The organism is Oceanobacter sp. 3_MG-2023 (genome assembly GCF_030688925.1).
GTDB lineage: Bacteria > Pseudomonadota > Gammaproteobacteria > Pseudomonadales > Oceanobacteraceae > Oceanobacter.
The window spans coordinates 1-16,707 of sequence record NZ_JAUYVX010000019.1 but is presented as its reverse complement, the minus strand read 5'-3'; the positions used below and the strand labels follow the sequence as shown (position 1 = coordinate 16,707).

General features: G+C 47.6%; 10 protein-coding genes. 3 read left to right on the top strand and 7 right to left on the bottom strand.

What is annotated here, in order from left to right; all coding sequences use genetic code 11:
- Positions 1–24: 24 nt before the first annotated feature.
- A complete protein-coding gene (locus Q8W32_RS15485; RefSeq protein WP_305415568.1) occupies positions 25–2,085 on the bottom strand; it encodes a sulfatase-like hydrolase/transferase in 2,061 nt (686 codons plus the stop codon).
- Positions 2,086–2,662: 577 nt separating this feature from the next.
- Between Q8W32_RS15485 and Q8W32_RS15480 the strand changes: the two genes are divergently transcribed.
- The 3 genes from Q8W32_RS15480 to Q8W32_RS15470 all read left to right on the top strand — a co-directional run bounded on the left by Q8W32_RS15480 (position 2,663) and on the right by Q8W32_RS15470 (position 5,745).
- Positions 2,663–3,259 carry a YrbL family protein gene (locus tag Q8W32_RS15480; protein ID WP_303434437.1) on the top strand — a complete coding sequence of 199 codons (597 nt, stop codon included), beginning with the start codon at positions 2,663–2,665 and terminating at the stop codon, positions 3,257–3,259.
- A 109-nt stretch (positions 3,260–3,368) separates the two neighbouring features.
- On the top strand, positions 3,369–4,514 hold the full coding sequence (locus Q8W32_RS15475; protein WP_305415567.1) for a hypothetical protein: 1,146 nt from the start codon (positions 3,369–3,371) through the stop codon (positions 4,512–4,514).
- A 178-nt stretch (positions 4,515–4,692) separates the two neighbouring features.
- Entirely contained in the window at positions 4,693–5,745 is a 1,053-nt protein-coding gene (locus Q8W32_RS15470; protein ID WP_305415566.1) for a polysialyltransferase family glycosyltransferase, read from the top strand.
- Positions 5,746–5,855: 110 nt separating this feature from the next.
- On the opposite strand, the gene Q8W32_RS15465 is transcribed toward Q8W32_RS15470, so the two are convergent.
- The 6 genes from Q8W32_RS15465 to Q8W32_RS15440 all read right to left on the bottom strand — a co-directional run bounded on the left by Q8W32_RS15465 (position 5,856) and on the right by Q8W32_RS15440 (position 16,658).
- Complete coding sequence (locus Q8W32_RS15465) at positions 5,856–6,794, bottom strand: glycosyltransferase family 2 protein (protein ID WP_305415565.1); 939 nt, start codon at positions 6,792–6,794, stop codon at positions 5,856–5,858.
- 172 nt (positions 6,795–6,966) lie between these two features.
- Positions 6,967–7,689: a hypothetical protein gene (locus Q8W32_RS15460; RefSeq protein WP_305415564.1), complete on the bottom strand. Its 723-nt coding sequence runs from the start codon at positions 7,687–7,689 to the stop codon at positions 6,967–6,969.
- Between the two features lie 69 nt (positions 7,690–7,758).
- Positions 7,759–8,631 carry a glycosyltransferase family 2 protein gene (locus Q8W32_RS15455; RefSeq protein ID WP_305415563.1) on the bottom strand — a complete coding sequence of 291 codons (873 nt, stop codon included), beginning with the start codon at positions 8,629–8,631 and terminating at the stop codon, positions 7,759–7,761.
- A gap of 274 nt (positions 8,632–8,905) precedes the next feature.
- Positions 8,906–9,382: a chemotaxis protein CheW gene (locus Q8W32_RS15450; RefSeq protein ID WP_303434431.1), complete on the bottom strand. Its 477-nt coding sequence runs from the start codon at positions 9,380–9,382 to the stop codon at positions 8,906–8,908.
- A complete protein-coding gene (locus Q8W32_RS15445; RefSeq protein WP_305415562.1) occupies positions 9,357–10,415 on the bottom strand; it encodes a chemotaxis protein CheB in 1,059 nt (352 codons plus the stop codon). Before Q8W32_RS15445 ends, Q8W32_RS15450 begins: the two co-directional genes overlap by 26 nt.
- Positions 10,416–16,658, bottom strand: a complete 6,243-nt coding sequence (locus Q8W32_RS15440) for an Hpt domain-containing protein (protein ID WP_305415561.1) — start codon at positions 16,656–16,658, stop codon at positions 10,416–10,418.
- Between the last annotated feature and the right edge of the window lie 49 nt (positions 16,659–16,707).

The window sequence follows — 16,707 nt, the reverse complement described above, 5'->3', positions numbered from 1 at the left end:
CATTTATTTTGTAGTAATATGTTCCTATTTCGAGCCGTCATTCAACAAGCAGTCATCCTGTCTATTAATATAATCTTCTAGCTCTACCATCATATTTACTCTTACATCATCGGGAACATCTGACGATGAAATATATTGATCGTTGCTGCGATCTATATAAATCACATTAGGAGATGGAAGTGAACAGTCGGCCAAAGCCATAAACTCTTCCGAGATCGCACCAAATTGTTTAATTACTACCCGGTCATATGCAAACTCATCTTTCATCTCAAGGCGACCGGATTCACCCATACGATAATATTTAATATTATCCTCGACAGATCTCTTCAAATCCTCTTCACTGGCACCTGGTTTTGGTGGCACAACCGAAACTCCAGTTTCCATTTTAATCATCCGTGGCTCATCATTAATTTCTCCGTACATCATCCCTTTCAGAGAAATACCATCTGATGATTCAGCATCAAACATATCAAGAAAATCCAATACAGTTGGTTTTAAATCAATCAATGATACTGGAGCATTGACTGTCATTGGAGTGCTTAAATCATCTCCGAATTTTTTTGCATTCAATACGATATGAATTTGATCATCAACCAAAAGTGTATTCCCATGGCCTCGAAGAATCCGGGAAAAATTCCGGGAAGGATGATCCGGGTCTACACCGTCGACATAAGTTTGGGGGCTACCAATACCCTCTCCATGGTCTGAAAGCAAGACGACAATAGCATTCTCCAGTACTCCAGCCCTTTTCAACCCTGACATAAGGATATCGAATTGCTTGTCCAGCTCATATGCAGCCGCGCGATGCATTTCAACCTCTCCTTTGCCATAAAGCTCAAATGGCAATTTGTTCCATGCATAAGGATAATGTGCCAAACAAAAATGAACAGCCAAAAACAGTGGGGAATCACTTCCTGATCTTACCTTAAAGACTTCTTTGACAACGGATTCTGAAAACTTTTTTGGAACATAGGTTATCGGAGATACTCGATTATTATAAATATTAGGGAAAAGATATCGACCTGCCACCGAGTCCATAAAATAAGTAGCAAATGGATTATCAGAAAACCTGGGTATGATAAAATCAACAGCACCTTCCAGAGGCCCAACTACCTTATCGAAACCATATTCTTCATTAATATTATTAAACCGTCGTTCATCCTGTGCATAGACAGTAGTGTATCCTTCTTTTTTCAATATTACTGACAACAAATCTGGATATACATGTTTATTGAACTTATCATCTCCAAAAATACCGAGATTAAATCTCATGCCAGTCGTTGCTGGATACTTCCCTGTCAATATTGCATTCCACGCTGGAAAAGTTCTTCCCATTGGAGTATACGCACTGGTAAAATCAACACTATCATCCAGAAACTCAGAAACATGTGGCATATCTGAACGATAATGTTCAATCTGATTTTTTGATATAGAATCCATACCAATAAAAATAACATTGGTTTTCTCAGGAGGATTTAAAATATCAGTATTATTAGCTGCCGATTCATTACTCCAGAAAGGTGTTGAAAGATACAAGGACCCGAAAAAAACAATAAAAAATACCCGATATTCTTGATGTATTTTAACAAGAATAAAACTTCCAACAAGAAAAATCATCATTAAAAATAAAGAAGTGTAAAATGATATCTTCTCATAAAAACCATTTAATTCCATCCCACCAGACATCATACTTACCGACAAAAAAGGATATTCTCTAATGGCATATCCTATAATAGAATAATCAACCAACCAAAACATTGCAGGAATCACTATAAAAAACCAGTATTCTCTACCTTTAACCATGAAAGACCAGGATATTCGAGATATCAGATAATATATCAGGAAAAATATACAGAAATGCACTCCAAGAAACAACAACACTTGAAGAACAATGCCTGATGATAAAGCAGAACTGACATTACCCATGCGTCCATAATCATTGAGATTCAATGAAAAAACATCCGCCCATCCGATATAGGCAACAAATATATAATTCAGAAAAGCCATAAAAAAAGCATACTGCTTTTTAAGCTTGGTAATTTCATCATATACTACAAAATTTTCTCTCAATCTGTTAACCAACAACAATTTATCCTCTCTATTCCTTAGGTATTTAGTATAGAAAGCCAAATTCAAAGCCCCCGCTTGATTATAACGATACCTGATTCATAATAAAAAATGCAATCAAGACCAAAAACGAACACCAAAAAATACTGATTTTATATATTTACTACCTGCCCTGCATTCACGGCACGGCACGGCAGTCTTCAGCAGAACACATTGTAGAAGCTCCTCAGCCTTGAGAAATGACGGTAAAAGTTGGGCAGCAAGAATGGAAGATCATCTCACGCAATACTTCGACAACTCAGTCGGCAGCCATGTCAATCTCAGTATGGTGTTACCCCCTTGGGAAACAAGTTACTTGATCTACGACGATAACTCTCACCCCCCTCTGAAGCTTACCCATGGAGAGACTGAAAGTGACAGCCATGTGTCAAGAAGTGAAAGCCTGACACAGAAAGGATCAAATTTGAGACTGTTAGTGAATAAATATGAAAATTAAGTCCATTCAAGCAACAATCTATTCATTCAAAATGGATTTTCCAACACTCGCTATGTTGATAATGTCCATACCCTACAAATATGACAATTTATAGCAACCATGAAAATACAGCTCTCTCCTGCGTACATTATTGGTGTTGGTCGCGATCGCATTTGCTATCGCCACCCGTATGATCCGGACTTTTGCATCAAGTTGCCGCTTCATAACGAAAAGCAGACCCGCCGAGAAAAAAGCTACTTTCTGTACTTGTTAAAGAAAGGGGCCGATCTGCGCTACATTGCCACCTATATGGGTGATGTCGAAACGTCCCTCGGCACTGGTGCGCTGTTTCCCATGATTCATGACGATCAAGGCCAGGTATCCCTGACGCTGACCCAGGTTATTCAGCAAGATCTTATGACTCCTGATGAAATCGATCGGAAACTGGAGCTGTTGCGGCATTACCTCCAAGACAATGGTATCTGTACCCGTGATGTCAGCCCGAACAATATTGCTTGCCGTCGCCGAGGTGAGCAAGTTGACTTTATTCTGATTGATGGCGTCAGTAGCCCCAACCACAACCCACTGACCATACGTATTCCAAGCCTGATCAGCCATGCTGTCGATAAATCCTGGCGTAGTCTGACAAGGAAGGTAGAGCAGCTAAGAGAAAAGCAGCAGTTTACCGATGCATTATCTTTGATTAGTGCTACATGAATTTAATCCTACAAATACCTAGAACAACCGCCAAATTGCAATCCTCAGAAGCCTCAAGTAGCATAGCTCGCCACTGGGTTTAGATGCCCAAAGTCGCCTTGAGTCCTGTATGAATGTGCTTTTTTTCTCTGTTCGCCATCATCATCAAAACTACTTTCGCAAACTGAGTAAGCAGGCAAACCAGAGTCAGCAATATCAGGCGACTCTTGTACGCCATAGGCACTGGTGGTTACGTAATCCTTGGCCGCTATTTCGCAACCACTCGGAATTGGATGACGTCGTTCTCCTGAAACTTAAAGAAAAATGTCAGGACACCAACGACTACCATTTGCCAGCACATACCCGGTGGATCAACCAGTTATGGCTGGGCCTATTCAGCCGTTTTCTTTACCGGGCCTATTATAATGGACTGCGGCGGCGGCAACCGGATGTCGTGGTTACCTGGGGAGGGCTGATGTGGCACCAACGGCTATTTATTCTGGCCGCCAGAGCCCAGGGGATAAAAACCCTGCTCATGGAAAATGGTCCCTTGCCCGCAACCACCACCATTGATCCGAAAGGGGTCAACTTTATCAACAGCTTGCCCCGGCAGCTGGACGCTCTGCCTTTGGTAACAAGCACTGACCGCCCGCTACCAGCAAGCCTGGTGCCTCGTCACAGCAATCGGCATAAGCCATCACAAGATGCACCCAGCGCAGATACTCCTCTGCCCAAACGTTATATTTTTGTACCCTTTCAAGTGGATGCCGACCGGCAAATTTTGTGCTTTTCTCCCTGGCTTGCCAATATGCGCGACTTTTATCGCGCTTTGGAGCTGGGAGTTGAGCATTTGCCTGATGACGTTCAGATTGTGATCAAGGAACATCCCTCCTGTCCCAAGCATTATGCTGACTTGCATACTCGGCATTCACGTATCCACTTCGCCAACAGTCACAACACCCAGAAGCTGATTGAACAAGCGGAGCTGGTCATCACGATCAACAGCAGTGTTGGTCTTGAAGCCATGTTGCTTGAGAAACCGGTTGCCGTTGCAGGTCAGGCTTTCTACAACTTACCTGAACTTTGCCAGTCAGCAACAAGCCAAGCAGAGCTGAATCATATTCTGTCGAACCCGGACCTCTGGCAACCCTCAACAGAGGGTAGGCGCTACCTGGGCTATCTTTACAACGAGTATTTGGTCAAAGGCTCCTGGAAACAGGCCGAACCTGATCATATTGCCGCCATGAATCAACGTATTGTCGAACTTTCTCAATAAGTGGTTTTTACTTATGTAGCATCATTCGATATCGGCAATAACTGGCTCTCACGTCCCCATACCATCGAGTTCAGAAACCAGATGATTAACAACAGCACAAACAGGCAAACTCCCGGTTTGGTAGAAACCAGACCAGCAGGTAAACTGCCATCCCACGTTTGCCTGCTGGCTCAGAACAATGACTAATACTGTCTATTTTGCTTCTACAATCTTGCATTTATACGCTGCGGCAGTGATCGCCGCAGAGCGCACTGACGAGCAGGCGCATCTCGTCTTTATTGATCAACCAGAAGAGCGGGAATTTCCTTTGTATACACTGGTGCAAGACTGGCCACAGTCACCTTTTACCAGCGTCCAGCTCTTTTATGGCCGCTTCAAAGGCCTGGGAAATAAGCTCAAAAAACGCAAATTGCTGTTTACCAAACTCGAAGCGCTTATCAACAGATTACGACCAGCCAATCTGTTTGTTGGTAACGACCGGCGTATCGAATTCCAGTACAGCATGCATATAGCCGATAGCCTTGGCTGCAAACCGGTTGGTCACTATATGGATGAGGGAACATTCACCTACATGGGCAGGAAAGCATCCTCCGGCTTTGGTGACAAAGTGCTGGATAACCTGGCCAAAAAACTCAGCTATGGCTTCTGGTGGAAAAATCCGCCAACGGTGGGCGGTTCCGGCTGGATCCAATATGTTCATGCCGCCTTTCCAGAACATATCCACCCACTGTTGAAAAACAAACACATTGTACAATTAAGCGCCAGTGGCTTTACCGCACCACCTCTGTTGGCCTTGTCTTCTCAATTGATGGAACAACATGGATTTGACCCGCGACAGCTGCAGCCATTGGATGTTTTATTCACCCTGCCCCACGAATCGCTCTTTGAAAAAGACCCCGCCTATAAACAGCGGATCATGGCAATTCTGCAGCAGATGATACGGGATGGAAAACAGGTCGCGGCAAAGTATCATCCACGCAACAGCGGCCCGGATGTACTGCATCTACAAGCGGAAGGCGTTACCTTGCTTCCGGCCGGAATCAGCTTTGAAGCCATGCTGCCACACCTGCCAAACCAGTGTGAAATATGGGGAGATGTATCATCAACATTATTGATTGCCAAATGGCTAAGGCCTGAACTGGTCGTTTGTTCACTGCAGCAGGATAATCAGCAGCAGCAGGCACTTGTTCATTTATTCAAGAAAATTGACGTTAAAATGAAACAAGCTTAAAGGGGGAAATTTGAAAAGGACTCGTCATTTCGCTGCATTCGTCGCCTTGCACTGAACAACGGCAACACTCGCGCAGAGCCGTGCAGGATTAAATGGATGTCCCCTGAAGCTCAAGATGAAAACAGGATCTTGAGCCAATAACGATACTGCCGGACGTATCCTGGCTTCAATCGCCAGGCCTGCAGCAAATATTTCCTGGCTTGTGTCTTCTTCCCTTTGGCTAGCAGCAGTTTTGCCAGTGAGACATATTGATGTACCAGTTTTGTCTCATCGACCATATTTTTCAGCGTATCAATTTTTAACTGTAGAACCTGTATTGCCTTATCGCGATTAAAACCACTTTGAGTAATGCCATCCGGTAGAAACTCCTTAATAGAACCCACTTCATTAACAGCAAAAAGAGGCATTTTTTCAGCCAGTTGACACCAGAAATACCATACTTCAGCATTCCGGAACTGAGTCGTAAAGCGGGAATTTCCAATCGCATCAGCTTTGACAACATGAGTCATATCACCACGCATACGTTTCCCGAACATATAATCATTCAGGTAATTCATTTCACCATAGCGGCTGATTTTCGAAATAGGTTTTCCATTCTCAAATTGACAGTCCAATGAATACCAGTTGTATCCTGGATTTTTCTTGATTGCGGTCGCTATTTTTTCAAGACATTCTTCGGCAAGATAATCATCATCATCGATCCAGACAACGAAGGCCTCTTTATTTATCGTCAGGACTTCTTCCACTATCCGGTTGCGCACAGCGTTAACACCACTGTTTTTTTCCATACATCGATAATGGATCTTACCTGGGTAACAGGATTGAAACTCAGCAATGGTGGCAGGAGTATGATCTGAGCTGGCATCATCAACGAACAGAATTTGCCAATCCTGAAAGGATTGATTTGTAACGGATTTCAGTACTCTATTCAATAATTCAGCACGATTATAGGTTGGTACCGCAACAATAATTTGAGTCATTTTCATCATTGATTGATTGATATTGAAGCAGTCTATCAAAAAAACCATACGGTTTGGCACAACCTTCATATCAATCTTACCAGATATGACATTTCTTCCAATTAATATAAGGCTAGCCATCTCACAAGCAGGTTTTCTTCATTAGCTTTCAAAAATCAAGACCAATATATGACTTATCTATTCAATTAAAATAAATTCCGCACAGAATCAATTTATTATTATTTTGTCACTACCAACGTTTTTAACCTCTATATTCTTTTATCCATGGTGCCTTACGGTATATATCGTAAGGTCCATCCATCACATCGTCAGGATCTGGCTTGCCATGAAATTGGATCACTCTCGCACCTTCCGGTATGATTGCCTCTCCGGTTACTGTCATCACTCCGATTTTCCTTAACCACTTACCGATAATTCCATAGCTGTTTTTGATGCGTGCCCGGCATTGTTTCTTGAATGAAACCACCCACTGTTCAGGCCATAACCCAGCATCACCTACTTTTTCGGTAATCCAGTTTTGATCACCATAATAATCATTCATTACCTGGGCTGAGTTTTCTAAAAATTCATCCCATACCTGAGGCTGAGAACCAATATTAAAACGAAATACAGAACTATTATATCCTCGTGTTTGCAAGTCTTCGGCGATCAAAAAGCTGCCGGGTTTATAAGAAAAAAAGTCATCCAAACCACCAACGATGACAACATCCAAATCCATATATAATAATTCTCCTTCCAGCTGATGAAAATCCTTCTGAAAAAGACTTAACTTGTGCCACCAACCAGAAATTTCCGTATTAACCAAGGGCAAGGGTTTGATCTTTGGGTAAATATCCCGCGCATCATCAGTAAGGCAATATAATACAAAATCAGCTACCATGTTTTTTTCGATCATATCATACAGTCGATTAACATAACTTGACGGATATTTATCTCCCCATTTCACACAAATAATTTGATTCATCAGCCACCAAAATAATTTATTTTGTACTTTTCAAGCCATAAAACCCCATCTTCATTTTTATAAGCACTTTTAATTTCTGGAGTTCATAACTTCCCGGATTTTCCTTCCAACTTCTGGTTCTTTTTCTATTATTCCAAAGTTCTCAAGCACTGTAGCCGTTTCTTTTTTTAATGCGAGTCGCTCCAGCTCTTCATCAAGCAAACCATGATCAAGCATCCTGACCCAGCGACGATAATGATCCCCCATCTTTGTCACACCGCTATTGAGCAGACGTGCTCTGTTTTCTATACTTTTAACAAAGCACTCCCTGTTCCGTATAGGATAGTGATAGACGGTAATCGATGGATCAATGGTCTGATTTATAAAGCCCCATAAGTGCCAGGCTCTGTGGTTTCCGCCCTTAACCCTTAACAATCCATGATTGTTAACCATCACTTTTCCATTAATATTACCCAAAAAAACAGAAAAACTATCATTATTAATAATATCCTGGCCTTTGTTTAATATTGGTGATTTCACTCGATATGGAAAGTCCAGATAGTCAGAATCTCCTGAGAAAAACGTATCGTCCGGTATCATATTGGATCGACTACACTTTACAATTGATCCCCATTTACCCAGATTACTCTTCAAATCCCCACTATCAGACAGCCAAAATTCATCAGCGTCATTGGCAATACTCCAGTCTGCACCCAGTATACGCCGGGATTTTGCAGCCATTTCTGTTTTCCAATTACTCTGCTGATAATCCAGTTCTGGTCTATCTATCACCAATATTTCATGTTTTTTTGATAATTCGGCAACAACCTCTCTGGTTCCATCCGTTGAGCCATTATCCATCACAACAAAGCAATCAACCCCCTGATTTGAATGAAATCTGATATTATCCTCGATAATATCAACTTCATTTTTGATAAGCAGGTTCATGGAAAGTTTAAGCATATTTGTATGTATTCCAGCTCTTTTCGGGGGGAACACATTCAGATCAGAAGAATGGTTCGAGTGAGAAAGTTCCATAGCAATTATATCTGAAACAGTAATCCCTGAAAATCCAGATCTATCGTAGCTCTAAAAACGATTCACCGATGTTTGATTCCATACACTGGATCTCTCCAATAACACAAGGGTGTACTGGAAAAAACCGAATGCAGACATTCTGGCAGCCAGAATTCGAGTCATGGTTATCTTGTCTGTGGTGGCAAACAGCGGAGCAGAATCACAGCAAACCCAGAAGCTGCGTCTCGATCTGTTCAAGATCCGGAATAAATGCAGATTCGCCTTCAACGCTTACTGCCATCTGGTCCAATGAGCCCATTCCCATCACAGCATCCACTTGCTGGATATCCTGTTCCAGGACTCGGGTCAGTTTGGGAATACCCTGCACCAGGATGCCAAAGAAAGGCATTTCGGAATATTGGCCCACGCCGTTAATAATGGCAAAACGGGCATCCGGACTTGGCCGTGGGGCCGGCGTGCCGTTAAGCAGTTCGTAACAAATCACCGGTATGCCAATACCTCGCCACTGAATGCTGCCAATGATCCAGTCGACTCTGGAGTTGGTTGTCATCAGTTGAGAGAAAGGAATGATTTCAGCCACGGTAACGTTCGGGAGCAATAGCTGCCGGTCGTTCAGTGGAATCATCAGGCAATCGACCTGACCGGGCTGTTCAATATTGGCAGGTGTCTGGCTCATGGGTATTCATCCAGTGATTCTTGAGTCTATTCACCAGCTGATTAGCCAGCTGGAACGGGGTGCCGTGAAATGAAACCCGGCCGGTACCAAGCGCACTTTCAGGCATAGAAGCATTGGCACAGGTGGCCGGGGTTTGTATCCAGACCGGCAGTTCTCTTTCAGGTAAGGATACCAACGCTTCAGAACCATCGTTGCCCATGCCGCTGAACAGGATAACGCCCATTCGGGTCTGAAAATACCGGTGTACGTTCACTATCACTTGATCAATGGATGGGCCGTACGGGCCAGACCAGTCATGCCGGGTCGATACTAACTGACCCTGGCCATCAAAACCAAATTCATCCGTAACAGGAGCGACCAGGACATCACCATTTTTCAGCTGTTGCCGATCGCCAAACAGGCGTAATGACAAGGCTGAATGACGGCCAATGGTGGTTGTCAGCGTTGCTTCAAAACGACTGTCGATGTGTTGGGCATAGACGAAGGCAACCGGCAGACCGGCAGGCAAGGCATCAAGAAATTGTTTGACCGCTTCCGGGCCACCCAGAGAGGCACCCAAAACCCATACTTCCTTGGCAGTCTGGCCGGTTAATACCGATGTGCTAAAGATTTTTGGCAACAGGATACGGCTCGGCTGCCGCTCTACCGGTGTCGCGATGCGCTCCAGGCTGGCGACACTTTCATCCACCAGTGGTTGGCAAGAAACCGGGACAATACCTTTTAGTTTTTGATACAGCCGTTTTTGCCAGCGTGGCAAGCTGTCGCAACCACGAGCCGGGGCTTTCTCAATACCCACCAGAACCGGCACCGGGCCGTGCATCAGCTCATCCAGCCAGTCGGACAATTCGTCATCGTTGTCACGGTTGATATCGACCAGCCAGGCATCCAGCGCCAGCTCTCGTCCCTGAATCAATTCCATCCGCGATGGATCGGCACTGATGACTACTTCAAAGCCAAAATGCGCCATGGCAGCCTGCAACATGTGTTGTTGCAGGCGGTCATCAGCAATAATGCCAACCCGAGGCAAGATCACCTAGCGACCCTCACGCCCCAGCAGTCGATTGATGGTTGACATCAGCGACTCTTCCTGGAACGGCTTGCCCAGATATTCATTTACACCAATGGCCATCGCCCGATCCCGGTGCTTGTCACCAGTACGAGAAGTAATCATCACAATAGGAATATCTTTCAGACGTTGATCGTGGCGTACCAGCGAAGCAACCTCAAAACCATCCATGCGCGGCATTTCGATATCCAGCAGCATCAGGTCTGGTTTGTGATCCTGCAGGGTTGCCATGGCGTCCACACCGTCACTGGCGGTATACACTTCCAGGCCATGACGTTCCAGCAAGCGAGTAGTTACCTTACGTACAGTTACCGAGTCATCCACCACCAGAACCCGAGACACTTTGGCCACCTGTTCGTGGCGCTGTTCAGCCATTTGGGCATCCAGCAATCGTGCTTGCTGGTATTCCAGAGAGGTCTGACTACGGATCATGGCAGGCAGATCGAGAATGATCACCACGCTACCATCCCCCAGGATAGTACCCCCGGAGACACCCATCACTGAGGCAAACTGAGGCCCAAGGGCCTTAACCACGATTTCACGACTGCCCAGCAGTGAATCCACTTGCAGGGCATAAGGTACTGTCCCCTTGATCAGCAGAATCGGCAATGGCAGGGTCTGATTCGTTACTTTGGGCTGAGAACCATTTTCGAGCATAACCCCCAGATACTCCAGGCGATAGTCCTGCCCGGAATACTGATACTGGCGCTCGTTGGGTGGCATCTGATAGTAGCCTTGCAGCTCATTCGAGGAGGCCCGGACAATACCTTGAATATTATTCAGGGGAATGGCGTACAAATCATCGCCAATCTGCACCATCAATGCCCGGTTAACCGATACGGTAAATGGCAGGCGCACCACAAAACGAGTGCCGGCACCCTGTTCCGAGAGAATTTCAACCGTACCGCCCATCTGCTTGATTTCGGTGCTCACCACATCCAGGCCAACCCCACGACCGGAGATCTGGGTAACGTTGGCGGCGGTGGAGAATCCGGCCTGCAGGATAAATTGCAGCAGGTCATGATCAGTAATACGGGCATCTTCTGTTAGCAGCCCTCGTTCAATGGCCTTGGCACGCACCGCATCCCGGTTGATACCTTTACCGTCATCCCGCAAGGTCAGAACAACGTCGCTGCCTTCCCGGCTGACTTCCAGGTCAATCGAACCAACATCCGGCTTGCCCGCGGCACGGCGTTCGGCAATGGATTCAATACCATGGTCAACGGCATTACGTACCATGTGCTCCAACGGCGAAATCATCCGCTCCAGCAAGGATCGGTCAAGCTCACCTTCAGCGTTCAGAACCTGGAACTCGACTTGTTTATCGAGCTCCAGACTGACCTGCCGCACAATCCGGCGCAAACGCGGTACCAGGCGCTGGAAAGGCACCATCCGCGTTTTCATCAAGCCTTCTTGCAATTCGGTGTTTACCCGGCTTTGTTGCAGCAACAGGGTTTCTGCATCACGGGTTTTGTTTGACAGCGTGTCCTTGAGATCCAGCAAATCCGACGCCGATTCAACCAGACCACGGGATAATTGCTGAATGGTGGAGTAGCGGTCCATCTCCAGAGGATCAAAATCTTCATATTCCGGGCCATGGCGTTCCTGACGGAACAGTACCTGGGCTTCAGTCTCGATATCCAGACGGCGTAACTGGTCGCGCAAGCGATCCAGCGTGCCTTCCATTTCTTCCAGCGTGTAGGAGAAATCCGTGACCTGCTGTTCCAGTCGTCCACGACCAATCGAGGTTTCACCCGCCAGGTTAACCAGGTCATCCAGCAAATCGGCCGATACCTTGACCAGCTCTTGTGGCGCTTTACGTGCAGCCACCTGTTGGGCAGCTTCCGCGACGGAGGCTGGTACCGAGGCTGCCGCTACTGGCGTGCCTTGGGTCGTACGCAATGGCACCACATTACTGGCTACCGATGTATCCTGCGGTGCTGCTGACTCTGTTGCTGCCTCTGGTGTTACAGGCGCGACTACTGCCGGCTCTGATACGGTAGCGGCTGGAGGTGTTTCCTGCCCCTTAACAGAAGAGTCAGAAGGCTGTCTGGCTTCTGTTGTCTCATCCAGTCCGGTGTCGGTCGAATCCGCCTGATTTGACGGCGTATTTCGCGGCACAGTTTCAAGACTGTCATCACCGAGCAAGAGCATCTCACCCGACGCCAGCATGGTACCGATCTGTTCAATCTGACGAGCCAGTGCGTCCTGTTCCTGATAAGCCGATTTGAAAAATTCAGGGTCGGCCTGCAAGTAACCTTGCTGCACTTGCAAGATACGACTTTCAAATGCGTGAGCCTGATCGCCCAGAGTCACCAGACCGGCAAGACGTGCACCGCCTTTAAAGGTATGCAAGACACGCTGGGCCTCGTTGGCAGGCTCCATATTAGTGGGCGTTTTTTCCCATTCCTGCAGCGCCTGATCCAGTGCTTCGTACAGTTCCGCCGCTTCATCCAGAAAGATTTCCAGAATTTCCCGGTCGGTTTCATCCAGTGATTCCGACAGCACCTGGTCTGCCGCGACGGGCGTTACCTTATGCTCAACGTTCTGATCCGGTTTGGCAGCGACATTCGTATCACTGGCCATATCAGGCTCATCCGCGCTATCTGCATCCGGATTCTGTACCACTTCGCCCTGCATATAGGCTTTTAACGAGCTCAGGATACTATCTGCCGAGCGGGGAGTCTGGCCGTAACGGATGCTGTCCAGCTGACCGCCCAGGTCATCATGGGCTGCTTGCAGCAAGGTAAACAGTCCGGGTTCTACTCCCAACCGGCCATTGTTGATACGTTCGTACAGAGTTTCGAGGTCATGACACAGTGCCGCCACGTCGGCCTGTTCGGCCATACGGGCGCCCCCTTTCAGAGTATGCAGATCACGTTGCAAGTGAGCAACATTGACCAGGTTCTCAGGGTTGGCCCGCCATTCACTCAGAATCTGGTCGACAGATTCAATAATTTCTTCTGCTTCTTCGAGGAAGATTTCAAGAATTTCATCCGTACCATCATCCACCTCCATTACTGGCGGCGCTTCATCGACGATCGGTTCTGGTGTCGATTGCACGGTTTGCTGACTTTCAACCGCGTCAATGGTCAGCGGTGAATCAGTCGCCTGAGAGTCTTCAGCATCTGGAGTCTGTGACGCAAAAGCCTCCGCCGATGGCGTACTGATAACCGCTTCGCTGGACGCAATGGTGGGTACTTCAATAGCCTCAACGGTCAATGCCAGCGTTTCCTGGTCATCGGTCGCTTCAGGCGTATCAATCTGTTCGACGGTATCATCAGAGATGAGCGGAACCAGATCGTCCTGTGGGTCGGTTTCCGCCACTTCGAGGGAATCCAACAGTTCAATCATGCTGTCATCAACGACAGGAACCCAGTCTTGAGATTCTTCGATCTCAAGTGTGTCGGACAACGACAGCAAACCGTTCTGTAAATCTGTATCAGACTCTGTAACTTCCAGCGTATCTGACAACTCGATCATGCTGTCATCGATAACCGGGATAACGTCCTGGAAATCGATAGCGGATTCTTCTACTTCCAGCGTATCCGGCAAGCCAGTCATACTGTCATCGATAACCGGGATAGCATCCTGATAATCGATAGCGGACTCTTCCACTTCCAGCGTTTCTGACAGCTCAACCATGCTGTCATCGATAACCGGGATAGCATCCTGGAAATCGACAGCGGACTCTTCTACTTCCAGCGTTTCTGACAGCTCAACCATGCTGTCATCGATAACCGGGATAGCATCCTGGAAATCGACAGTGGACTCTTCTACTTCCAGCGTTTCTGACAGCTCAACCATGCTGTCATCGATAACCGGAATAGCGTCCTGAAAATCAACAGCGGATTCTTCTACTTCCAGCGTACCAGGCAAATCAAGCAAGCGATCGTCAATGACCGGTAGTAATGGTTCTGCTGTGTCAGACTCATGCACCAGCGGAACGTCTGTACCTTCCAAACCAGTTTCCGGCGACACTTCAGTATTCTGATGCACGGAGTCAGACGTCTGCCATGCCGTTGTCTGATCATGCGAATCTGGAGTTGTTGTATCTTCGACGTCAGAGAGCGGGCTGTACTCGATCGTGGCCGGTGTATCTGGGAGCTCACGATCATCACTGGCAGAGAAATCCAGCTCGATGGTATGTCCCAGGTCGCTAAAATCAGCGTCGGCCCCATCAGAATCGTCCAGCTGACGAGGAATAAAAGGTTCGTCCGACAGGAGCGGCAACTCTGCCTCAGAGACAGTTTGAGTGGCCTCTGGCGCAGATACCTGAGCCGTTTCAATACTGGATTGATCACCGGCCAACTCAAAAGACGGCTCGTCTTCAAAATCACGGTGATCATCAGAACCCGTTACTACCGGTTCAATATCCAGTGTCGTCGGGGCAGCGTTCCCGGCACTGGAGAACGGAGTGTTAATAGCGTCGGCCAGCGTCGCAACAGGTTCACCCGTATCGGTTTCCGGGGTGGGCTGATGCCATGCAGATCCAACGGAGTGGTCACTTAACTGATCAACATCATCTGCGCCGGCAGCAAGGTCGGTGGTCGCCTGGATGGTATCCGTTACCGGTGCAACGGCCATATCATCGTCAGCGGGAATGTCTCCCGGCGCTTCTCCAAAAGGGCTTTCGTCAACCTTTGCCTTGGCATCGGCATCCTCTGCCCAGGCTTTCAGCAGATGGGTAATACCCAGAATACGATCCAGAATGGCTGGCCGCTCAAGCGCTTGCCCTGCGGCCAGGCAGTCCATCATGTTCAGTAATTGCTCCTGGCCTTCCATTGCCAGTTCAGCCCAGTTATTTTGTTCTGCAGCCTGGGTTTTTTCCCCAGACTGACTGGCCTGCAAGTAAAAGCCGTGCAAGCTGGTAGCCAGTTCATGGATACGCGGTTGTTCCGCCTGTTCAGCGCCATCGGCGACTTCAACCAGATCGCGGCACAGGGCATCCAGAACACTGAAGTCACCACTTTTCTGCCACTGCCGCAGCAGTAAATCGGCTTCCAGCAACGAGTCCATACCATTCGCCAGGAATTGTGAAATAGCCTGGGGGTTGGGTGTCTTGATGACCGTGTTGTCATTCTGCAACAAGGTTGCCAGCAACGACTGCTCAACCTGTTCTATTCGCTGCAGATACGCTTGTTCCGCATCCGTCAGGTTTCGATACAGGTCTGTTTTATTCTGCAGTGCCGAGGCAATAAATACCGCGCCATCGTCTATCAGTTCAACCAGCTGTTCGCTGTTACTGACCTGATAGGCCCGTAATTCCTTGAGCAAGCGTTCGAGTGGGGCAGCCAGACAAGCAATACTGCTGATGCCTGCCATATGTGCGCTACCTTTGAGGGTATGCAGGGCTCGCTGTACCTGATCACCTAGCGGGTTATCAAAATAACTCCGGCGAGATGTTTCAACAAAGTCATTGACGGTTTCCAGATGACCGTTCGCTTCCTGGACGAATACTTCCAGTAAAGCACTGTCGTCATCAGTTTCATGACTGTCATCAACATCGCTGTCTGCTGCAGTAACTGCAGTAGCCGTTTGTTCCGTATCTGCTTGTTCAGTGACAGAAGCCTCTGCCGTGGCAGCTGCTGGCCCACTTCCCAGCACTTCTGCCAGATCAGGTACCGTCAGTCCTGCAGCCAGCGCGTGGGCGTAATCCATCAATGGCTGGGTATCGACACTCGGACCACCACGTTGACGGAAATCGTCAATCAACGCCGGCAAGACACTCATGGTGTGTTCAACCACATCAATCAGGTTGTCGCTGGTTGAAATGGTCTTGTCGATCACCCGATTGAACATATTTTCAATCGACCAGGCCAGCTCTCCGATAATCAGAGCCTGAACCATACGACCACTGCCCTTCAGGGTATGGAACGCTCGCCTGACCGTCGTCAATGACTCGGCGTCGGCAATATCCTGTTTGTAGCGAGGCCAGTATTCTTTCAGTGTCTCGGTGACTTCTTCCGCTTCTTCCAGGAAGATTTCGATGATTTCATCATCGATCAGATCGTCATCAACTTCGACCAACAGATCGGCAACGGAGACCGGAGCTGGCGGTAACGCTGCTCGTGCTGCGGAGACAGCCGCAGGAGCGGCAGCAGGAGCAGCTGTCGTAATAATCTCTGGCTCTGGCTCTGGCTCTGGCTCTGGCTCTGGCTCTGGCTCTGGGGCTGCGACTCGCTCAGGGTGATGGTGGGGCTTGTGCACATACTAAGGGAGAGGGGGGGGGGGGGGGGGGGGGGGGGGGGGGGGGGGG

Bases quoted from the DNA above. Each gene is read 5' to 3' on its own strand.
- Q8W32_RS15470 (WP_305415566.1), top strand. From the start codon at position 4,693: ATGACTAATACTGTCTATTTTGCTTCTACAATCTTGCATTTATACGCT.
- Q8W32_RS15460 (WP_305415564.1), bottom strand. From the start codon at position 7,689: ATGAATCAAATTATTTGTGTGAAATGGGGAGATAAATATCCGTCAAGT.
- Q8W32_RS15455 (WP_305415563.1), bottom strand. From the start codon at position 8,631: ATGCTTAAACTTTCCATGAACCTGCTTATCAAAAATGAAGTTGATATT.
- Q8W32_RS15480 (WP_303434437.1), top strand. From the start codon at position 2,663: ATGAAAATACAGCTCTCTCCTGCGTACATTATTGGTGTTGGTCGCGAT.
- Q8W32_RS15475 (WP_305415567.1), top strand. From the start codon at position 3,369: ATGAATGTGCTTTTTTTCTCTGTTCGCCATCATCATCAAAACTACTTT.
- Q8W32_RS15465 (WP_305415565.1), bottom strand. From the start codon at position 6,794: ATGAAGGTTGTGCCAAACCGTATGGTTTTTTTGATAGACTGCTTCAAT.
- Q8W32_RS15450 (WP_303434431.1), bottom strand. From the start codon at position 9,382: ATGAGCCAGACACCTGCCAATATTGAACAGCCCGGTCAGGTCGATTGC.